Annotated in this window: 21 protein-coding genes; 19 read left to right on the top strand and 2 right to left on the bottom strand. The window is 58.8% G+C overall.

Annotated elements, in window-relative coordinates:
• The coding region (locus Q0C48_RS10015; protein ID WP_291523958.1) for a hypothetical protein at positions 1-318 on the bottom strand (318 nt) is incomplete at its 3' end.
• Between Q0C48_RS10015 and Q0C48_RS10010 the strand changes: the two genes are divergently transcribed.
• Genes Q0C48_RS10010 through Q0C48_RS09985 form a run of 6 tightly spaced genes read left to right on the top strand, consistent with a single transcriptional unit; the run spans position 298 to position 4,801 of the window.
• On the top strand, positions 298-426 hold the full coding sequence (locus tag Q0C48_RS10010; RefSeq protein ID WP_291523956.1) for a hypothetical protein: 129 nt from the start codon (positions 298-300) through the stop codon (positions 424-426). The two genes, Q0C48_RS10015 and Q0C48_RS10010, sit on opposite strands and share 21 nt — an antisense overlap.
• A 9-nt stretch (positions 427-435) precedes the next feature.
• Positions 436-1,599 (top strand): ADP-forming succinate--CoA ligase subunit beta, encoded by a 1,164-nt coding sequence (gene sucC, locus Q0C48_RS10005; protein ID WP_291523953.1) that lies wholly within the window; start codon positions 436-438, stop codon positions 1,597-1,599.
• A 1-nt stretch (position 1,600) separates the two neighbouring features.
• A complete protein-coding gene (locus tag Q0C48_RS10000) occupies positions 1,601-1,945 on the top strand; it encodes a hypothetical protein (RefSeq protein ID WP_291523952.1) in 345 nt (114 codons plus the stop codon).
• Complete coding sequence (sucD, locus tag Q0C48_RS09995; RefSeq protein WP_291523950.1) at positions 1,942-2,814, top strand: succinate--CoA ligase subunit alpha; 873 nt, start codon at positions 1,942-1,944, stop codon at positions 2,812-2,814. The genes Q0C48_RS10000 and sucD overlap by 4 nt, the downstream gene beginning before the upstream one ends.
• Positions 2,814-4,466, top strand: coding sequence for an NAD+ synthase (locus tag Q0C48_RS09990; RefSeq protein ID WP_291523948.1), 1,653 nt, complete (start codon positions 2,814-2,816; stop codon positions 4,464-4,466). Before sucD ends, Q0C48_RS09990 begins: the two co-directional genes overlap by 1 nt.
• The gene (locus tag Q0C48_RS09985) at positions 4,463-4,801 is read left to right on the top strand and encodes a P-II family nitrogen regulator (RefSeq protein WP_291523946.1); all 339 of its coding nucleotides are present in this window, start codon (positions 4,463-4,465) and stop codon (positions 4,799-4,801) included. Before Q0C48_RS09990 ends, Q0C48_RS09985 begins: the two co-directional genes overlap by 4 nt.
• A 36-nt stretch (positions 4,802-4,837) precedes the next feature.
• On the opposite strand, the gene Q0C48_RS09980 is transcribed toward Q0C48_RS09985, so the two are convergent.
• Positions 4,838-5,590, bottom strand: a complete 753-nt coding sequence (locus tag Q0C48_RS09980) for an outer membrane protein assembly factor BamD (protein WP_291523944.1) — start codon at positions 5,588-5,590, stop codon at positions 4,838-4,840.
• A gap of 28 nt (positions 5,591-5,618) precedes the next feature.
• Between Q0C48_RS09980 and rluD the strand changes: the two genes are divergently transcribed.
• The 13 genes from rluD to Q0C48_RS09915 all read left to right on the top strand — a co-directional run.
• A complete protein-coding gene (gene rluD, locus Q0C48_RS09975; protein WP_291523942.1) occupies positions 5,619-6,578 on the top strand; it encodes a 23S rRNA pseudouridine(1911/1915/1917) synthase RluD in 960 nt (319 codons plus the stop codon).
• A complete protein-coding gene (gene pgeF / locus Q0C48_RS09970; protein ID WP_291523940.1) occupies positions 6,568-7,320 on the top strand; it encodes a peptidoglycan editing factor PgeF in 753 nt (250 codons plus the stop codon). Before rluD ends, pgeF begins: the two co-directional genes overlap by 11 nt.
• Before the next feature lies 1 nt (position 7,321).
• Positions 7,322-7,870, top strand: a complete 549-nt coding sequence (locus Q0C48_RS09965; protein WP_291523938.1) for a cupin domain-containing protein — start codon at positions 7,322-7,324, stop codon at positions 7,868-7,870.
• Positions 7,867-9,039 (top strand): RuBisCO large subunit C-terminal-like domain-containing protein, encoded by a 1,173-nt coding sequence (locus Q0C48_RS09960; RefSeq protein WP_291523935.1) that lies wholly within the window; start codon positions 7,867-7,869, stop codon positions 9,037-9,039. The genes Q0C48_RS09965 and Q0C48_RS09960 overlap by 4 nt, the downstream gene beginning before the upstream one ends.
• Positions 9,039-9,692, top strand: coding sequence for an HAD-IB family phosphatase (locus Q0C48_RS09955; RefSeq protein WP_291523933.1), 654 nt, complete (start codon positions 9,039-9,041; stop codon positions 9,690-9,692). Before Q0C48_RS09960 ends, Q0C48_RS09955 begins: the two co-directional genes overlap by 1 nt.
• Entirely contained in the window at positions 9,682-10,302 is a 621-nt protein-coding gene (gene mtnB / locus Q0C48_RS09950) for a methylthioribulose 1-phosphate dehydratase (protein ID WP_291523932.1), read from the top strand. Before Q0C48_RS09955 ends, mtnB begins: the two co-directional genes overlap by 11 nt.
• A 1-nt stretch (position 10,303) precedes the next feature.
• Positions 10,304-10,825, top strand: coding sequence for an ACT domain-containing protein (locus Q0C48_RS09945; RefSeq protein WP_291523930.1), 522 nt, complete (start codon positions 10,304-10,306; stop codon positions 10,823-10,825).
• The gene (gene def, locus Q0C48_RS09940; protein ID WP_291523928.1) at positions 10,825-11,328 is read left to right on the top strand and encodes a peptide deformylase; all 504 of its coding nucleotides are present in this window, start codon (positions 10,825-10,827) and stop codon (positions 11,326-11,328) included. The genes Q0C48_RS09945 and def overlap by 1 nt, the downstream gene beginning before the upstream one ends.
• Before the next feature lie 364 nt (positions 11,329-11,692).
• The gene (locus Q0C48_RS09935) at positions 11,693-12,502 is read left to right on the top strand and encodes a GntR family transcriptional regulator (RefSeq protein WP_366937038.1); all 810 of its coding nucleotides are present in this window, start codon (positions 11,693-11,695) and stop codon (positions 12,500-12,502) included.
• A gap of 12 nt (positions 12,503-12,514) precedes the next feature.
• Positions 12,515-14,245 carry a fumarate reductase/succinate dehydrogenase flavoprotein subunit gene (locus Q0C48_RS09930; protein WP_291523926.1) on the top strand — a complete coding sequence of 577 codons (1,731 nt, stop codon included), beginning with the start codon at positions 12,515-12,517 and terminating at the stop codon, positions 14,243-14,245.
• A 282-nt stretch (positions 14,246-14,527) separates the two neighbouring features.
• The gene (locus Q0C48_RS09925; RefSeq protein WP_291523924.1) at positions 14,528-15,457 is read left to right on the top strand and encodes a HEAT repeat domain-containing protein; all 930 of its coding nucleotides are present in this window, start codon (positions 14,528-14,530) and stop codon (positions 15,455-15,457) included.
• An 11-nt stretch (positions 15,458-15,468) separates the two neighbouring features.
• A complete protein-coding gene (gene fdxA / locus Q0C48_RS09920) occupies positions 15,469-15,801 on the top strand; it encodes a ferredoxin FdxA (RefSeq protein WP_291523922.1) in 333 nt (110 codons plus the stop codon).
• A 31-nt stretch (positions 15,802-15,832) separates the two neighbouring features.
• On the top strand, positions 15,833-18,451 hold a 2,619-nt coding region (locus tag Q0C48_RS09915; RefSeq protein WP_291523920.1), incomplete at its 3' end, for an FAD-dependent oxidoreductase.

Here is an 18,451-nt window from a genome sequence, read left to right as displayed (position 1 = left end):
GCGAATCACCTCGCGCGGGGTGAAGAACTGGCCGCCGTCGGAGTTCTTCTCGCCCATCTTCAACAGCAGGTCTTCGTACACCTGCGACAAGGTGAAGAAGTGCTGGTCGTCGATGTGGTCGATGCTGATTTCGTGCACGCGGTCGAGGATGTCGCGCAGGTTGGCCTCGTCATCCACGCGCACCCGCTCCACCGCCGTCATGATGCGGCCGATGATGCGCTGCTTGGGGCTGGCGGCCGGGTTGGGCAGATTCGTGCGCGGGTCCACGTCCAGCGCGTGCAGCGCGGGCAGCAGTTCTTGGTTGATGAAGTCGAACAAGCGGCCATCGCCAGCGGCGAAGTGACCGGTGATCTGGCGGCGTTGCGTGGTGACGTTCCCGCCTTGAGTACGGCGGAGTTTAGTGCGGCGCTGGTGCGTCGTTTGTGAGGAAATTTCATGAATTTGCATGAGTATCAGGCCAAGCGCCTGCTCGCCGAAGAAGGGGTGCCGGTGCCCCGGGCCATTCCCGCCTTCTCGGTGCGGGAGGCAGTGAATCAGGCCCGTGAACTGGGTGGTCCGGCCTGGGTCGTCAAAGCACAGGTGCATGCCGGTGGACGCGGCAAGGCCGGTGGCGTGCGGATGGTGGAAAGCATTGCCCAAGTGGAAAAGGCGGCGCAGGAGTTGCTGGGCAAACCGCTGGTCACGGCGCAGACCGGTCCGCAGGGGCAGCACGTAGCGGCTTTGCTTATCGAGGAGCCCAGTCGCATCGCCCGCGAGCTTTATCTGGCCTTGATGGTGGATCGGGGGCAGGCGCGGATCACCTTTCTGGCGACTCAGGAAGGCGGTATGGACATCGAGAAGTTGGCGGCCTCCCGGCCGGAGGCCCTGCATCGGGTCGTGGTCGAGCCCAGCACCGGCTTTCTGCCTTTTCAAGCACGCCAGCTCGGTTTCCAGTTCGGACTGGACGCCAGCCAGGTGCAGCAACTCACGCGCATCATGCAGGGCATGTATCGCCTGGCGCAACGGCTCGACGCCCTGATGGTGGAAATCAATCCCCTCGCCATCACCGCCGAAGACAGGCTGCTGGCCCTGGATGCCAAGGTGGTGATGGACGACAACGCCCTGTACCGCCACCCTGAGTCTGATGAACTCTTTGACTCGACCCAGCAGGACGGGCGGGAGATTACGGCGCGGCAGTTCGGACTGAATTACATCTCCCTGGAAGGTAACATCGGCTGCATGGTCAACGGTGCCGGTCTGGCCATGGCGACCATGGACCTGATCAAGCTGCATGGCGGTGAGCCCGCCAATTTTCTGGATGTGGGCGGTGGCGCGGCCGCGGACAAGGTCACCCAGGCCTTCAAGCTCATTCTTTCGGACACCCGGGTGAAGGCCATACTGGTCAATATCTTCGGTGGGATCACCCGCTGTGATCTGCTGGCGGAAGGCATCATCCAGGCGGCGGCGGAGGTGGGTCTTCACTTGCCGGTGGTGGTGCGTCTGGAGGGTACCCGGAAGGAGGAGGGCATGGCGATGCTGCGGGAGAGCGGGCTTTCCCTGATTACCGCCGATGGCCTCACCGACGCAGCCATGAAGGCCGTGGCGGCGGCGCAGGGCTGACATGTCCATCAACATCTTTTGGTTGCAACGTCTGTGGCCGGTGCTGCGTAATTCCGGCCCGCTGATTTCGCGTCTCGCTGATGCCTATGTGAAGCGTGGCGCGGATCAGAAAAGTGCAGAGGCCATGGCGGAGATGGCGGTGCTGCTCGATCAGATTCTCGACGAGCGGCTCAAGTCCGTGGCGCAGGACGACGACGTGGCGGCGCTGCGCCACGATCTGGCGGCTTTGCGGTCGGCGGTCGATAGAATCAGTCCGGCACCCCGGCGCAATCCCTATGTGCTTCTCCTGCTCCTGGGAGAGGCGGTAATCAGTGTTCTTCTTATCGTGATTCTGGTGCGTCTATGAGCATATTGCTGTCCCGCGACACCCGTGTGATTTGCCAGGGCTTTACCGGCAAGCAGGGGACTTTTCACTCGCAACAGGCCGTGGCTTATGGCACGCGTATGGTGGGTGGCGTGACCCCCGGCAAGGGCGGCAGCCGCCATCTCGATCTGCCGGTGTTTGATACGGTGGCTGATGCTGTGCAGAACACCGGGGCCGAGGCCAGTGTGATCTATGTACCCTCACCTTTTGCCGCTGACGCCATCATCGAGGCGGCTGCCGCTGGTATTCAACTCATTGTCTGCATCACCGAAGGCATTCCGGTGCATGACATGCTGATGGTGAAGCATTATCTGGCGGACGCCCCGGCGCGACTCATCGGCCCGAACTGTCCGGGGATCATCACGCCGGGACAGTCCAAGATCGGGATCATGCCCGGTGCCATTCATCAGACCGGACGGGTAGGCATTGTCTCCCGTTCCGGCACCCTCACCTATGAAGCGGTGGAGCAGACCACCCGTCTGGGCCTGGGGCAGAGTACCTGCGTGGGTATTGGCGGCGATCCGCTGATCGGCATGAATTTTATTGAGGTCTTGCAGCTTTTTGAGGCGGACCCGCAGACCGAAGTGATTGTCATGGTGGGCGAGATCGGCGGACGCATGGAGGAAGATGCGGCGGCCTTTATCCAGGCGCATGTCCGTAAGCCGGTGGTGGCTTTCATTGCTGGCTCCACGGCGCCCAAGGGCAAGCGCATGGGCCACGCGGGGGCTATTATCGATGGTGGTGCAGGAACGGCGGCGGCCAAATATGCGGTACTGGAAGCGGCGGGCGTCCATTGTGTGCATTCCCCCGCCGATTTGGGTACTCGGGCGGCCGAGGTACTGGGGCGCTGATGCGCATCGCCCTGGCGCAGGTCAACTGCCGGGTCGGCGATGTGGCGGGCAACGCCGATCGTCTGCTGGCCGCCGCTGTCGAGGCACAGACTGCAGGGGCCGACCTGCTGGTGACGCCGGAGTTGGCCCTCAGTGGTTATCCTCCGGAAGACTTGCTCTTGCGTGCCGACTTTTTGCAGGTCTGCGATGCCGCCTTGCAACGTCTCGCGACAGAAGCGCCTCTGCCCATGCTGGTAGGGCACCCGCAGCGTGAACAGGAGCGCCTCTACAACAGCGCCAGTCTGCTGCGCGGGGGGCGGGTCGCGGCGGTTTATCACAAGCATTGTCTGCCGAACTATGCGGTATTCGATGAAGTGCGCTACTTCACGCCGGGGGCGCAGTCGCTGGTGTTTACCTGTGCCGGACTGCAGTGCGGGGTGGTCATTTGTGAGGATGTCTGGTGCGGGCCGGGAGTGGCGCAAGCCGCTCAGGCCCAAGGCGCGGAACTGCTGCTGGTGCTGAACGCGTCGCCTTATCACCTGAACAAACAGCGCGCCCGGGAAGATCAGGTGGGTGCCCTGGCTGCCCAGTGTCATCTGCCCATCGTTTATGTGAACCTGGTGGGCGGGCAGGATGAACTGGTCTTCGATGGCCAGTCCTTTGCGGTAGACCAGCACGGGCTGTTGGCACTGCGCGCACCCCAGTGTGAAGAAGTGCTGGCGCTGCTGGATATCGACAAGGATCACGCCGATATCTGTAGAATGCAGGCTGCCGGGCCACTGCGACCGCTGCCCGACGAGACCGCCGAAGTCTACGCTGTACTGCGCCTGGGCGTGCGTGATTATGCGGAAAAAAATGGCTTCCCTGGTGTGGTGCTGGGTCTGTCCGGCGGGGTGGACTCGGCGCTGACCCTGGCGATAGCGGTGGACGCCCTCGGTGCGGAACGGGTCCATGCCCTGATCATGCCCTCCCGCTATACGGCGGAGATGAGTATTGCGGACGCCGAGGCCGAGGCCCGGAGCCTGGGGGTGCGCACCGACACCATTTCCATCGAGGGGCCGTTCAATAGCTATCTGGAGACATTGGCGCCACTATTTGCCGGGCGTGCAGTCGATACCACGGAAGAGAATCTGCAGGCACGTATTCGCGCCGCGTTGCTCATGGCCTATTCCAACAAATTTGGCCATCTGCTGCTGACTACGGGCAACAAGAGCGAGATTGCCGTCGGTTACGCGACCCTGTATGGCGACATGGCCGGAGGTTTCGCGGTGATCAAGGATTGTCCGAAGACCCTGGTCTATCGCCTCGCCCGTTATCGCAATAGCCTGAGTCCGGTGATCCCGGAGCGGGTGCTGACCCGGCCGCCCTCGGCGGAGCTGGCGCCGGATCAGCGTGATCAGGACAGTCTGCCCCCCTATGAGATGTTGGATGCCATCATCGCCGCCTATGTGGAAGAGGACCGCGGTGCTGCGGAACTCATTGCCGCTGGTTTTTCGGCGGAAACGGTGACGCGGGTGCTAAGGCTTATTGATCGTGCCGAATATAAACGGCGTCAGGCGGCGCCGGGTGTGCGAATCAGCGCCCGCGCATTTGGCAAGGATCGGCGTTATCCTATTACCAATGGCTACCATCCCTGGGAAGCCGTGTTGTCAGCACGAGGAGCTTTACCATGAAAAAAATTGAAGCGATCATCAAGCCTTTCAAACTGGATGATGTGCGCGAGGCCCTTCAGGAGCTGGGGCTGGCCGGTATGACGGTGACCGAGGTCAAGGGTTTTGGCCGCCAGAAGGGGCACACGGAGCTCTATCGTGGCGCCGAATATGTGGTGGATTTCCTGCCCAAGCTCAAGCTGGAGGTGGTGGTCAGTGATGACATGGCGGATCGTGCCATCGAAGCCATTGAAGTGGCGGCGCGGACCGGCAAGATCGGTGATGGCAAGATTTTCGTCAGTTCGGTGGAGCGGGTGATCCGCATCCGTACCGGAGAAGAGGGCGAAGAGGCCGTCTGACCAGGGCGGGGGCGGCAATCGCCCCCAGGTGGATCATCAGGGCTTCGCGCTGCTGCCGAGCTCGGAAAGATACTTGCTCTTCGGATAGTTGTAGGCGAGTACGGAGGTGGTGGTCTGCGCCAGTTGGTGCAGATTCAGGTGCTGATAGGAACGCGCAAGATAATAGAGCGCCTCTTCCCGCGCCGGACTCAACTGGTAGCGGGTGATCACCGTGCTGCAGCGGTTCGCCGCAGCGATATAGGCGTGACGCGCATAGTAGAACTTGCAGATATCCAGATTGTCCTGGCCGAGAATGTCGATGATCCTGGCCATGCGCAGGCGGGCATCGGTGGCATAGGCGCTGCTTGGCCAGCGTTTAGCCAAGGTATCCAGGGCACTGAATGCTTCCTCGGCGGGCTTGGGGTTCCATTCGGCGCCCTGAATAGCCTGATAATAGGCGATACCTTTCAGGTACCAGGCGTAATCCACATGCGGGTTGGCCGGGTGCAGCTTGATGAAACGTTCGGCTGCCGCCACCGCCGCCTGGGAATCCCCGCGCTGGTAATAACTGTATGCCGTGTTGAGTTGCGCTTGTTCGGCGTAGGGGCCGTAGGGGTAACGGGTCTCCAGATCTTCGTACAGCTTAATGGCGGAAGTGTAGTCTCCGCGCTCCATGGCCTTTTGGGCGGGTTGGAACAGCGTCTCGGCAGATTCGTGGCGCTCGGCGGCGTTGTCTGGTTTCTCCGGGCTACTGGCACATCCAGCGATCAGCGCGGTACAACACAAGGTAATGAGTATGCGTTTGCTCATGAAGGACAATAGTCTATAGTGGCGAACCATGAGCGACGATAGTACGGGTATTCCCATGATTTTGCCAGAGGAGCAGGCCGGCGAGCGTCTCGACGCGGTGTTGAGCCAGTTGCTGCCGGAAACCAGCCGCAGTCGTATCCAGACCTTGCTGCGGGATGGCCGGATTCTGGTGGATGGTGCGGTCGAAAAGCCCAGCGCACGGATTCGTGGTGGTGAACAGGTAGAAATCAACTGGCCGGAGATCGAGCCCAGCACCTGGCTGCCCCAGGATCTGCCGCTGCATATTCTGTATGAAGACGCGGATATCCTCGTTGTGCACAAGCCGGCAGGGCAGCTTACCCACCCCGGCGCCGGTCATGCCGACGGCACGCTGGTCAACGCCGTGCTGGCCCATGTGCCGGATAATGCCTACCTGCCCCGCGGCGGCATTGTCCATCGGCTGGACAAGGACACTACCGGCCTGCTGGTGGTGGCGAAAACCGAGATGGCGCGACAGTCACTGATCGACCAGCTCGGTGACCATACCATGCACCGCGAATATCTCGCGCTGGTGATGGGGGCGATGACCGGTGGTGGCCGGGTAGACGCGCCCATCGGCCGCCATGCCCACGACCGCCTGCGAATGACCGTGCGTGATGACGGCCGACCGGCGCAGACCGAATATCGGCTGGTGGAGCGCTTTCCCCGTCACAGCTACCTGCGCCTGCGCCTGGCGACGGGGCGTACCCATCAGATTCGCGTGCACATGACGCATATCGGCCACCCGCTGGTGGGGGATCCGGTCTATGGCGGGCGGATGATGGTTCCGCAGGGGCTGGATGAGGTCGCGCTGGCCCATTGGCGGCAATTCCGCCGCCAGGCTTTGCATGCCTGGCGTTTGCGTCTCTACCATCCGGAAAGCGGGGCGCTGATGACCTGGGAAAGCCCGCTGCCTGAAGACATGACCGAATTGCTGACTCTGCTGCGCGATGCGCGTAATGGCCACTGAAGAGGCGGGTTATTGGGTGCCGGACTGGCCCGTGCCCTACGGGGTACGCAGTGCCGTCACGGTGCGCAGTGGCGGTGTCAGTCAGGGGGTCTATACATCACTCAATCTCGGCGATCACGTGGGCGATGCGCCGGAGGCGGTGGCACGAAATCGGGATCGGCTGCGGGCCATGCTGGAATTGCCTGGCGAGCCCCGTTGGTTGCGGCAGGAGCATGGCACGGGGGTCGTCACCCTGACGGCCGCGCCAGTGCGCTCTTTGGAAGCGGATGGTGCGGTCACCGCCATACCGGGCGTAGCGCTGGCGGTGCTCACCGCGGATTGCCTGCCGGTGCTGGCTTGCGGCGGGGGCGGTCGCCATATCGGTGTTTTTCACGCCGGCTGGCGGGGCCTGCTGGCGGGCATCCTGGAGCGCGGCGTGGCGGCCATGCAGGTGGCGCCGGAGGATATTCTGATATACTTGGGACCCGCCATCGGGCCTGAGCATTTCGAGGTCGGGCCGGAGCTGCGGGCGGCTTTCCTGGCGGAGGATGCCGGGGCGGCAGAAGCCTTCCGCCCCGGACGTGGGGACCGTTGGCTGGCGAATATTTATGCACTGGCACGGCAGCGCTTGCAGCGGGTCGGCGTGCAGGCCATTTTTGGCGGTAATCTGTGTACGGTGGCTGACCCTGCGCGCTATTTTTCCTATCGGCGCGACGGCGTTACCGGGCGTATGGCTTCTTTGATCTGGAAGGAGGAGGGTTAGCATGGCGACTTTGCAATATGCAGAATCGGCGCAGCGGGTCACGGACGCGGCGCAGATTGCCGCCACCCTGGCGCCCCTGGGTGTTACTTTGCAGGCGATTCCGCTGACCGGGGCGGGCGCTGCGGCGCTGCTGGCCCAGCCACAACTGGCTGCGGAGGCCCAAGTGGCATTGCTGGCGGCCCTGGATGAGGTCTTTCAGCGTTTGCAGCGGGAAAAGGGCTATCAGGAACGGGATCTGGTCGTGCTGTACCCAGGGCATCCGCAGTTGCCAGAACTCAACGCCCGCTTCCATCGGGTGCATACCCACGATGATGAAGAGGTGCGCTATATTGTGGACGGAGAGGGTGTTTTTGGCTTCGTTCTGGAAGACGGTGCACAGGTCGAATTGACCGTGCATGCGGGGGATTATATCCACATCCCGGCGGACGTGGAACACTGGTTTCGCCTGAACGATGCGCAGCGGATCAAAGCGGTGCGCTACTTCAGTGCGCGCGGTGGCTGGACACCGCATTATACGGATCGTGCCCTTCAGCATTTCCCCAACCCATGACGGCTTTTATTGAGGTCGATTACCAGTTTCCCGCCGGGGTAGACGCCCGGCGGCAGGCGCAGGCCATTGCCATCGGCCAGACTGCAGGGAGCTGGGATGCACGCTTTCAGCACCGGGAGGCGCAGTTGCGCGGCCATCTGGGGGAGGTGATCGCCATTGCCGAACTTGCGGCTGGGCGGCATCAGGCCACGGTGCGCTTCCCCGCCGCCAATGTGGATGGTCGTCTCGGCAGCCTCCTCACGATGATTTTCGGCAAATACTCTCTGGCGGGTCCCGCCAAGGTAACGGCGATCCGTCTGCCGGAGCGCTTCGGACAGGCGCCGCGCTTCGGGCTGGATGGCATCCGCGAACGACTGGGGGTACAGGAACGGCCCTTGGTTATGGCCATCTTCAAACCGGCACTGGGGCTGACGGCGGCGGACCATGCCGCGATTCTGGCGGAGGTTGCCGTTGCCGGGCTGGATGTCATCAAGGATGACGAAATCCTCCCGGACCTGCCGATGGCGGCGACCCTGGCGCGCTGGGAGGCCTGCGCGCCGGTGATCGCGGCGCGGCGTGATCAGACGGGTCGTGATTTGCTCTATGCGGTGAATCTCTCGGGGAATGCCCAGCAGGTGCAGACGCTGGCGCTGCAACTGGTGGCCGCCGGCGCTAATGCGCTGCTCCTGAATGTGCTGGCGTATGGTTTTCCGGTACTGGAGGCACTGGCCGCCGATCCCGACATCGATGTGCCGATCTTCACCCATCCCTCCCTGGCGGGCGCCTGGTGTGGCGCGCCGGATTACGGTTTTGCCTATGGGGCCTTGCTGGGTACGTTGATGGCCTATGGTGGCGCGGATGCGGTGCTCTATCCGGCCCATTATGGCAGCCTGCCTTTCGCCGCGGCGGACGAATGGGCCATCGTCGCCGCGCTGCGGGCGCGGGGCGTGGCGCCGGTGCCTTCGGCGGGCGTGCATCCCGGCATGGTGGGGCGCATCCTCGATGACTATGGAACCGAGGTCATCCTCAATGCGGGGACCGGGATTATGGACCATCCCCAGGGCCCCGCGAGCGGGGTGCTGGCTTTTCACGAGGCCATCGAGCGCTGGCAGCATGCGGCGCCTCGCGCTCTGGAAGATTTGCCCGCCGGACCCCTGCGGGCGGCGGTGGAAAAATGGGGGCAGGGCTGATGCAAAGGGCCATTTTTTGTGACTTCGACGGCACCATCACCGAGGCCGAAGTTTTCGTGGCCCTTATGCGCCATTTTGCGCCGGAGGCCGCCGCCCGGGTGCTGCCGGAAATCTATGCGCAGCGTCTGACCCTGCGCGATGGCTTGCCCCAGGTGCTCGGCACCATCCCCGCGCGGCGCTGGCCGGAGTTGGAGGATTTTGTACAAGGCACGGCGTTGCGTCCGGGGCTGGCCGGGTTGCTGGCCCATGCCAAAAAGGCCGATATCCCCTTTATCGTCGTCACCGGCGGTTTCACGCGCATGGCCGAGATCGTCCTCGCCCCCTATCGTCAGGAAATTTACGCCATCCATGGTCTTGAGGCAGATATCACCGGCGAATACCTGCGGGTGTTCTCGCCCTGGCAGGATGACCATGAACTGGTGGCCAAGGCCGCCGTGACCGCGCACTATCAACCCGAGGATGCCGTCTGCATTGGGGACTCCATCACCGATTTGCGGGTGGCCCGGCAGTGTCCCCTGGTTTGTGCACGGGACCGTCTTGCGGAATATCTGCGGAAGGAAGGGAGGGCCTTCCTGCCCTTTGATGATTTTCGGGATGTGAGCGCTGCCCTTGCGCAACGCGGCTGGTGGCGGGTGCCTGCCCATGCATCATGATCCGCGTACCCATCTCGCGGCGGCGGCCCGCGATTTTTATGCGCGGGGCTGGATGCTGGGCACCGCGGGCAACCTGTCGGCACGCAGCGATGCAGACGCTTTCTGGATTACCGCCAGCGGTCGCCCCAAGGATCAGTTGGGCGCCGGGGATTTTGTCCTGGTGAATTTGCGGGGTCGGGTTGTGCAGGCACCGCCGGGACGTAAACCCTCTGCCGAAGTCGCCATCCACGAGGTGGTCTACCGGCATGTGCCTGACGCCCGGGTCATTTTCCACGTCCACTCGGTCGAGGCCAATCTCTGCGGGCACTTTGCGCAGCAGGGCCGGTTGCGCCTGCCAGCTCTGGAAATGCTCAAAGGTCTGGGCGTGCCCGATGCCGAGCCGCAGGTGGATCTGCCGGTCTTCGCCAATCATGTGAACGTCACCCAAATTGCCGAAGATATGGACAAGGCCTTTTCCCAGGCGCTGCCTCGCGTTCCCGGTGCGCTGATTCATCAGCACGGGGTGACGGCCTGGGGCCTGGATTTCCTGGCGGCCAGGCATCATCTCGAATTGTTGGAATACTGTTTTCGTTATCTCGTACAGGCGAAAGCCCTCGCTATAGGAGTCTAGGATGAGTCAAGCCCTTCTCACCGTCATCGGCGAAGATCGCCCCGGTATCGTCGCCGCTGTCACCCAAGCCCTGTTCACTGCAGACTGCTCCATCGGTGATGCCTCGATGATGCGTCTCGGTGGTTACTTCACCATTATGCAGGTCATCGATTATCCGCGTGATCTGGGTTCCGTGGAAATGGCGCTGGACCCGGCCATCAAACGCCTTAATCTGCGGGTGCATCTGGACCCTATCTCCAGCGTGGCGCTGACCGCAGATATGCCGAACACCCGGGTCACCGTTTACGGGGCCGATCATCCGGGCATTGTCGCGGGCGTCACCGGGGCCCTGGCGGCCATCGGTTTCAATGTGATTGATCTGGAAAGCGAGAGTTCCGGCAGTGCCGAGCGGCCACTCTATGTGATGGTCATTCAAGGCTATGCGCCAGAGGGTGTGGAGAGTGTCCGCAAGGCCGTGGTGCCGTTGCGGGAGAGGGAAGGGGTGGAAATCGGTGTGCATCCCATCGAGGCGGCGGTGTTCTGATGGCGGTGCTTTCCATTCTGACCTATCCGGACCCCAGACTGCAGCGCAAGGCCGAGCCGGTCAGCGTATTTGACGACGATCTGCACCATTTTATCGATGATCTGACGGAGACCATGTATGCCGGTCCGGGGGGGGTGGGTATCGCGGCGCCACAGGTGGACCGTCCGCAGCGCATCGTGATCGTCGACGTGCGTCCCAAACTGGGGGAGGACTGCCACGGGCTCATGGTGTTGATCAATCCCGAGTTGGCGGCGTGGGAGGGCATGGCGGTGGGCCGGGAAGGTTGCATGTCGGTGCCGGACTTTACCGGCAACGTCATCCGCGCCGAACGCATACAAGTGCAGGCGCAGGATGCCTCGGGACGAGAGCGGAGTTATGAGTGCGAAGGCTTCGAGGCTCGAGCCATCCAGCATGAAATGGATCATCTCGACGGTTTTCTTTTTCTGGACCGACTGGTCTCGCGGAAGATTGATCTGTTCCGGCGGAAGCAGTACCAGAAATAAATCCCTACCTCTCGCGGACGGCGCGTCCTGGTGCCGTCCGTTTTCATCCGCTCACGGGTTTTAAAGCGTGCGCTTCAAACGCCGGGGGCTTTGATATGCCCTGCACGGAATCCCACACCAGCACACGACTCGAATGCACCACCCGCCTTGCTACCGCAAGGGGTGATCGTCGCGCTTACGCCACCGGGCGCGCGTTCGGTTCGTGGAGCGCGTGTCGATCAGGCGCGAGAGCCATGCCTCCGCCGGACTACCGTTACGCCCAATTTTAGTGCGATGCACTTTAATGGCGCACTTTAATAGTGCGTTTTAAATGTTGGTGTTCTTTCGATGAGAATATCGCAATGATTCATATGATATTTATAGTATGGGATTCCTGGCATTGATATTGCTACCTGTTCCTACAGGTATCACAACGGAATCAGTAGCGATGACATCCACAAAACACACCTGCACAACTATTACCTCAATGCATCCACTGTATTTACAACTGAAAGAGCAAATACGGTCCAGTATTCTGGATGGAACGTACCCACCACACTCTCAGATGCCATCGGAAAGTGACATGGTCAAATTCTTTAACGTGAGCAGAACCACGGTGAGGCAAGCACTGAGAGATCTGCAATCAGATGGTCTGATATTTAAAGTCCCCGGTAAAGGTTCATTTGTTTCCAGACCGAAAGCTACACAAGAATTAATTTCCCTCCAGGGCTTCGGCGAGGCCATGATAGCAAAAGGGCATGAGACATTTTCGACGTTTCTTGGCGCAAGGGAAATAATCGAGAATAGTACAGTAAGATCGAAATTGAAATGTGAAAGTGCGGATATTATGGAAATTAGAAGGTTACGCTACTTGAATAGGGAACCGATATCTGTAGACATTACTTATGTGCCATGCAGTATTGGTAGGCGATTAATTCTAGAGGACCTCGCGACGCAAGATATCTTTGTCCTCCTGGAAAATAAGTATGGTCTTCAGCTTGGCCGTGCGGAGATTCAATTGGAGTCAATACTGTCAGATGATGCACTTTCTCGGCTTCTGAAAATAGAGTCAGGATCCCCCATTCTCAGAATGGAGCGGCTCACTTACACGGCGGAAGACGTACCCATTGATTATGAGCACATTTATTATCGTGGTGACGCATTGAAATATATGATCAGTCTTAGGCGTAATTGAGAGGGCGGACGAATGAGTGCGGAATATGCGGAAAAGGAAGTTGACATTCTTGTGGTGGGCGGAGGTACTGCCGGACCCATGGCGGCGATCAGAGCCAAGGAAGCTAATCCACGGCTAAACGTCATGCTCATTGAGAAGGCAAATGTAAAGCGAAGTGGGGCGATATCCATGGGCATGGATGGCTTGAATAACGCGGTGATTCCAGGGCATGCTACTCCTGAGCAATATGTACGTGAAATAACCATTGCCAATGACGGGATTGTAAATCAGAAAGCTATATTGGCTTACGCCAGTAATAGTTTTCAGATGATTCAAAGACTGGACAAATGGGGGGTGAAATTTGAAAAAGACGAGACGGGTGAGTTTGCAGTAAAAAAGGTTCATCACCTCGGAAACTATGTGCTTCCCATGCCTGAAGGTCACAATGTAAAGAAGATATTATATCGACTGCTTAGAAAAAACAGGGTGGATGTTACGAACAGATATAAAGTAACACGTGTAGCAGTTGGGCAAAACCATCGTGTTTCAGGTGTTATGGCAGTAGACACAAGAACGGCAGAGCTTGTATTCATTAAAGCCAAGTCGGTAATAATCTGTACTGGAGCAGCCGGACGGCTTGGTCTCCCATCTTCTGGTTATTTATTCGGCACGTATGAGAATCCTACTAATGCTGGTGATGGATACGCTATGGCCTATCATGCCGGTGCGGAACTCTCCGGTATAGAATGTTTTCAAATAAATCCACTGATTAAGGATTACAATGGACCAGCCTGCGCCTACGTAACGGGGCCGCTGGGCGGTTACACGGCCAATGCACATGGTGAGCGGTTTATTGAGTGTGATTACTGGAGTGGCCAGATGATGCTGGAGTTCTTCAGAGAGCTTGAAGGTGGGAACGGGCCGGTTTTTCTCAAGGTAAATCATTTGGCGGAAGAAACTATTTCCACAATAGAAAACATTCTCCATACCAATGAACGTCCTAGCCGTGGCCGCTTCCACGAAGGAAGAGGAACCAACTACCGTCAAGATATGATTGAAATGCACATTTCTGAAATTGGCTTATGCAGTGGCCATAGCGCCTCTGGTATATGGGTAAATGAGCGTGCGGAAACGACTATTCCGGGGCTCTACGCCGCTGGAGATGTTGCATGCGTACCGCATAACTATATGTTAGGAGCCTTCGTATACGGTGAGATTGCAGGATTGGAGGCAGTGAAATATTGCGAGAATATGAGCGCCGATAAAACGGACAGCGATTTTATGGCGCACGAGAGTGAACGCATTCTGCGGCCATTAAAACGGAAAAGTGGCATTACACCATATCAAGCCGAGTATAAAATTAGACGGTTGGTAAACGACTATCTTCAACCTCCTAAAGTCACCAAGAAAATGGAACTTGGATTGCGCCGTTTTTCAGAGATTCGCGATGATTTAAATGATCTCTGGGCAGATTGCCCACATAATCTGCTACGCGCCATGGAGGTGCATGATATTCTTGACTGTGCCGAGATGGCGGCGGTTTCGTCGCTTTACCGAACAGAAAGTCGATGGGGCCTCTATCACTACCGAGTGGATTATCCGGAAAAAGAGGACGATTGGCTTTGCCATGTACAGCTATATAAGGATGGAGAAGGGCAGATGGCGTGCAAGAAAATTCCTATTGAACCATATATATTCGAACCCGACGCAGGTGATGTTCAGGCATATGAACGGCTCAGAATTGTTGCCAGGGACATGCTATAAATTACCATAGAGGATATTACAATGGCTACAGCATCAATGTTGGTTAAAGTTCCAGTATCTGTCGATGCCGACAAGTGCATTGCATCAAAAGGGTGTACAGTCTGTGTGGATGTATGTCCACTTGATGTGCTCGTGATCGATATAAATAATGGCGTTGCACTCATGCAATATGATGAATGTTGGTATTGTACTCCGTGTGAGGTGGATTGCCCAACCCATGCATTAACTGTGGATATTCCGTATCTTGTTAAGTGATTGAAGTGATATTGAAGGAGATATTTAATGCCACAAGATCAAGAAAATTATAGTTCTGATCCGGATGTGAGACGCTTGGCCATAATTAACGCTATAGAGTTGGATAAAGAGACGGCTTTGCGGTTAATTCTCAGTGGATTTGATGATACGGATGGCGCTGTCCGCGAAGAGGCAGCTAGAGCGATTGCGGATATCCCGGGGGAGTACATGTTGCTACCTCTGCTCAAACTGCTTGAAGATAGCGATGAAAATGTCAGAATCGCAGCAGCGGAAACATTGTCGGAGTGCAACATTAAGGAGCTGGGTGATATATATGAGGAGTGGATCACAAATAAGTGTGATTTTGTGAGATCCTCCGTGTTGCGAGCCCTTAGACCTTTGCGGATCCCTGGGGTGGCCCTTTATGCATTAAAGGGGTTGAACGATTTATCGCAGGCGGTACGTCTGGAAAGCGTCGGCGTTCTTGGGTACTTGCAAAACTCAGCATATGCCCACGATCTATCTAAAGTGGCAGTAAATGATGTGAGTCCGGAGGTTAGACGGATTGCCGTTGGTGCGATTGGCTACGCACTGACGCCAGAGACCTTGGCGGCTGCCCTTCAGGGTTTGCATGACAATGAGTGGCAAGTGCGGGCGGAAGCTGCCGGAACCATGGCGAAACTCGGCGCTGACGGAGTATGTGGCGAAGTGGTAGTGGCTATGTCCGCAGAAACGCAGTGGCAAGTGATTTCCAAGCTGTTGGTGGCGATAGGCAAAATCAAGTGTCATGACGCGGTATTGGAAGTGGCCGAAATGCTAACACATCCGGTAAGCAATGTCCGCAAGGAAGCAGCGATGTGTCTTGGAGAAATTGGCAATCCTGTTGCTATTGCTAGCCTGCGCACCGCGCTTTTGGATAGAGATCCGGATGTGAAGAAGGTTGCGGCGTGGGCCATAGCAAAACTACAGGCAATATAGGAGTATTTATAATGACGTTTGTAGTTACGGATAACTGTATTAACTGTAAATACATGGATTGTGTCGAGGTGTGTCCTGTAGACTGTTTCCATGCCGGCCCCAATTTTCTCGTCATAGATCCAATGGAGTGTATCGACTGTACCTTATGTGAACCGGAATGTCCCGCAGGTGCCATTTATAAAGACAGTGATATTCCGCATGAGTTTCACGAATTCATCGATTTGAATGCACAGTTATCCTCTCAGTGGCCGGTGATCACAGAGCGAACTATTACTCCTCTAGATGCGGACAAATGGGACGGTGTGGCACATAAAATAGAACACCTTGTTGTTTCTGAGTCATAAAACCAGCTTGGAATAGATCATGAGACTTGCAATGAATGAATTCTCGTATTCAGAACTTTTCACCGCGCTCGGGCTATCCCGCTTCGATGCGACTTTTTTGCGACGGCTGGGCGAGCAGGATGGCGAGCTGGCGACCCGCCTCGGTGCCTATCGCGCTGGCGGTGAAGAGTTTGTTGGTCGGGTGCAGAGTAATTTATTGCTGCGGCTTGCGCCGTGGGTGGAGCGGTTTATCGGCGAACTTTTTGCCATTGACGCCGAAGTAGCGGAGTTACAGGCGCGGACGCGCAGCCATGATGCGGTGATGGCGTTCAAAAAGCATTTTGTGCTGCGCCGCGCGCGCCGTTACCGTGGTGGATTTCCCGAATCTTTTGCCGATCTGGATCAATGGCTGGACGGAGAAATCCGGCAGCGCGGCTGGCCGCTGGGAGATCGCGAATGGGCCATTGCCCGGCTCGGTGAAGCCTGGCTCGAGGATGAAGCGGTCCACGCCGAGGCCATCGACCGTCTGACCCAGTGGTGTGCCCGCATCCTGAGTGACCCGCAGGCCGCCCTGGCGGTGCAGGGCTGGTCCAGTTTCCGCCTGCCGCAGCGGGTGGACCATGAAGCACTGGTACCCTTGAAACGGCGGGACGACCTCCCTGGTGCGCCTATGGTATCTCCGGAAGGCACCCTGCGCCGCCGTGACGGCTTTCATCTGACCGATCCGCGTATGGACCCGCGCAGCGTCCAGAGCGAAGTCCATTATTGCTTGTACTGCCATGATCACGACGGGGATTTTTGCTCCAAGGGCTTTCCCGAGAAAAAGGGCGTGCCGGAACTGGGTCTCAAGGTAGACCCCCTCGGTGTCACCCTCACCGGCTGCCCGCTGGAAGAAAAGATCTCGGAAATGCAGGTACTGAAGCGGGACGGATTCCATATCGCCGCCCTAGCCATGGCGATGGTGGACAACCCCATGGTCCCCGCCACCGGACACCGCATCTGCAATGACTGCATGAAGGCCTGTGTCTACCAGAAGCAAGACCCGGTGAACATACCGCAGGTGGAGACCCGGATCCTCACGGACGTACTGAATCTGCCCTGGGGCGTCGAGATTTACGATCTGCTCACCCGCTGGAATCCGCTGCGGCAAACGCAATATCTGGCGCAGCCCTACAACGGGCGGAAGGTGCTGGTGGCGGGTATGGGCCCGGCGGGCTTCACCATGGCCCACCATCTCCTGCAGGAAGGCTGTGCGGTCGTGGGTATCGATGGCCTGAAAATCGAACCGCTGCCCCAGCAATGGCTGGAGCAGCCCATTCGCGACTGGAGCAGTCTCCAGGAGGACCTCGACGAACGGATTCTGCTGGGTTTTGGCGGCGTGGCCGAATATGGCATCACCGTGCGCTGGGACAAGAATTTTCTCAAACTGATCTACCTGACCCTGGCACGGCGCCCCCATTTCCAGATTTTCGGCGGCGTGCGGCTGGGCGGCACCATCACCCTCGAGAATGCCTGGGAACTGGGCTTCGATCACGTCTGTATTGCCACCGGCGCCGGCCTGCCGCGGGTAGTGCCCATGGGCGAGAGCCTCGCCCGCGGTATGCGCCAGGCCAGCGATTTCCTCATGGCCTTGCAGCTCACCGGAGCGGGCAAGCAATCCAGTCTCGCCAATCTGCAGGTGCGCCTGCCGGCGGTGGTCATCGGCGGCGGTCTCACCGCAGTGGATACCGCCACCGAGGTACAAGCCTACTATGTGCGGCAGGTGGAGAAGGTGCTGGCGCGCTATGAAGCGATGGCGGCGCGCTCCGGAGAAGAAAAACTCCGCGCCGGGCTCTCCGCGGAAGATACCGAAATTCTCGACGAATTCCTGACCCACGGCCGCGCCGTTGGTGCGGAGCGCGAGCGCGCCGCAGCAGAGGACGAATCGCCCAACTTCGTGCCGCTGATCCAGTCCTGGGGCGGCGTCACCCTGGCGTACCGGAAAGGGATGCAGCAGTCACCCGCCTATACCCGCAACCATGAAGAACTCATCCAGGCCATGGAAGAAGGGCTCTATTATGGCGAGGGTCTCGACCCTCTGCGGGCAGAATTGGACCGTTATGGGCATATCGCGCACATGGTCTTCCGCCGGATGCGCGAGGTGGAAGGGCGCTGGCTGGCCAGCGATCAGGACCTGCGGCTACCCGCACGCGCCGTCTTCATCGCCGCCGGCACCGTCCCCAACACCATCTATGAAAGGGAATATCCGGGGACTTTCCAACTGGATGGGGACCACTTCCTGACCCATGTGGCCCACGATAACGGGCCGTTGCAAGCGGTGCAGGTGGCCGAGCACTGCAAGGCCCCCGAGGCCGGTCCCTTTACTTCCTACGGTGATGCGCAAGGACATCGGATCAGTTTTATTGGGGACACGCATCCGGTGTTTCATGGCAGCGTGGTCAAGGCCATCGCCTCGGCCAAGGCGACCTACCCGCAGGTCATGCAAAGCCTGGGGACGCTGGATACCGCCGTCGATCCGGATGTGCAAGGCTTTCAGCAACGGTTGCAGCATCTGCTGAGCATGCGGGTACTCCGCATGGATCGCAGCAACCCCGCCGTCACCGAGATGTGGGTGGAGGCCCCGCTGGCGGCCCGCAATTTCCGGCCGGGACAGTTTTTCCGCTTGCAGACC

The sequence above is a fragment of the Acidithiobacillus sp. genome, from assembly GCF_023255755.1.
Classification (GTDB): Bacteria; Pseudomonadota; Gammaproteobacteria; order Acidithiobacillales; family Acidithiobacillaceae; genus Acidithiobacillus.
This window is presented reverse-complemented; position numbering and strand designations above follow the sequence as displayed.

Excerpts from the sequence above, each read along its gene's own strand:
- sucC (WP_291523953.1), top strand. The coding sequence starts at position 436 with ATGAATTTGCATGAGTATCAGGCCAAGCGCCTGCTCGCCGAAGAAGGG.
- Q0C48_RS10000 (WP_291523952.1), top strand. The coding sequence starts at position 1,601 with ATGTCCATCAACATCTTTTGGTTGCAACGTCTGTGGCCGGTGCTGCGT.
- sucD (WP_291523950.1), top strand. The coding sequence starts at position 1,942 with ATGAGCATATTGCTGTCCCGCGACACCCGTGTGATTTGCCAGGGCTTT.
- Q0C48_RS09990 (WP_291523948.1), top strand. The coding sequence starts at position 2,814 with ATGCGCATCGCCCTGGCGCAGGTCAACTGCCGGGTCGGCGATGTGGCG.
- Q0C48_RS09985 (WP_291523946.1), top strand. The coding sequence starts at position 4,463 with ATGAAAAAAATTGAAGCGATCATCAAGCCTTTCAAACTGGATGATGTG.
- Q0C48_RS09980 (WP_291523944.1), bottom strand. The coding sequence starts at position 5,590 with ATGAGCAAACGCATACTCATTACCTTGTGTTGTACCGCGCTGATCGCT.
- rluD (WP_291523942.1), top strand. The coding sequence starts at position 5,619 with ATGAGCGACGATAGTACGGGTATTCCCATGATTTTGCCAGAGGAGCAG.
- pgeF (WP_291523940.1), top strand. The coding sequence starts at position 6,568 with ATGGCCACTGAAGAGGCGGGTTATTGGGTGCCGGACTGGCCCGTGCCC.
- Q0C48_RS09965 (WP_291523938.1), top strand. The coding sequence starts at position 7,322 with ATGGCGACTTTGCAATATGCAGAATCGGCGCAGCGGGTCACGGACGCG.
- Q0C48_RS09960 (WP_291523935.1), top strand. The coding sequence starts at position 7,867 with ATGACGGCTTTTATTGAGGTCGATTACCAGTTTCCCGCCGGGGTAGAC.
- Q0C48_RS09955 (WP_291523933.1), top strand. The coding sequence starts at position 9,039 with ATGCAAAGGGCCATTTTTTGTGACTTCGACGGCACCATCACCGAGGCC.
- mtnB (WP_291523932.1), top strand. The coding sequence starts at position 9,682 with ATGCATCATGATCCGCGTACCCATCTCGCGGCGGCGGCCCGCGATTTT.
- Q0C48_RS09945 (WP_291523930.1), top strand. The coding sequence starts at position 10,304 with ATGAGTCAAGCCCTTCTCACCGTCATCGGCGAAGATCGCCCCGGTATC.
- def (WP_291523928.1), top strand. The coding sequence starts at position 10,825 with ATGGCGGTGCTTTCCATTCTGACCTATCCGGACCCCAGACTGCAGCGC.
- Q0C48_RS09935 (WP_366937038.1), top strand. The coding sequence starts at position 11,693 with ATGGGATTCCTGGCATTGATATTGCTACCTGTTCCTACAGGTATCACA.
- Q0C48_RS09930 (WP_291523926.1), top strand. The coding sequence starts at position 12,515 with ATGAGTGCGGAATATGCGGAAAAGGAAGTTGACATTCTTGTGGTGGGC.
- Q0C48_RS09925 (WP_291523924.1), top strand. The coding sequence starts at position 14,528 with ATGCCACAAGATCAAGAAAATTATAGTTCTGATCCGGATGTGAGACGC.
- fdxA (WP_291523922.1), top strand. The coding sequence starts at position 15,469 with ATGACGTTTGTAGTTACGGATAACTGTATTAACTGTAAATACATGGAT.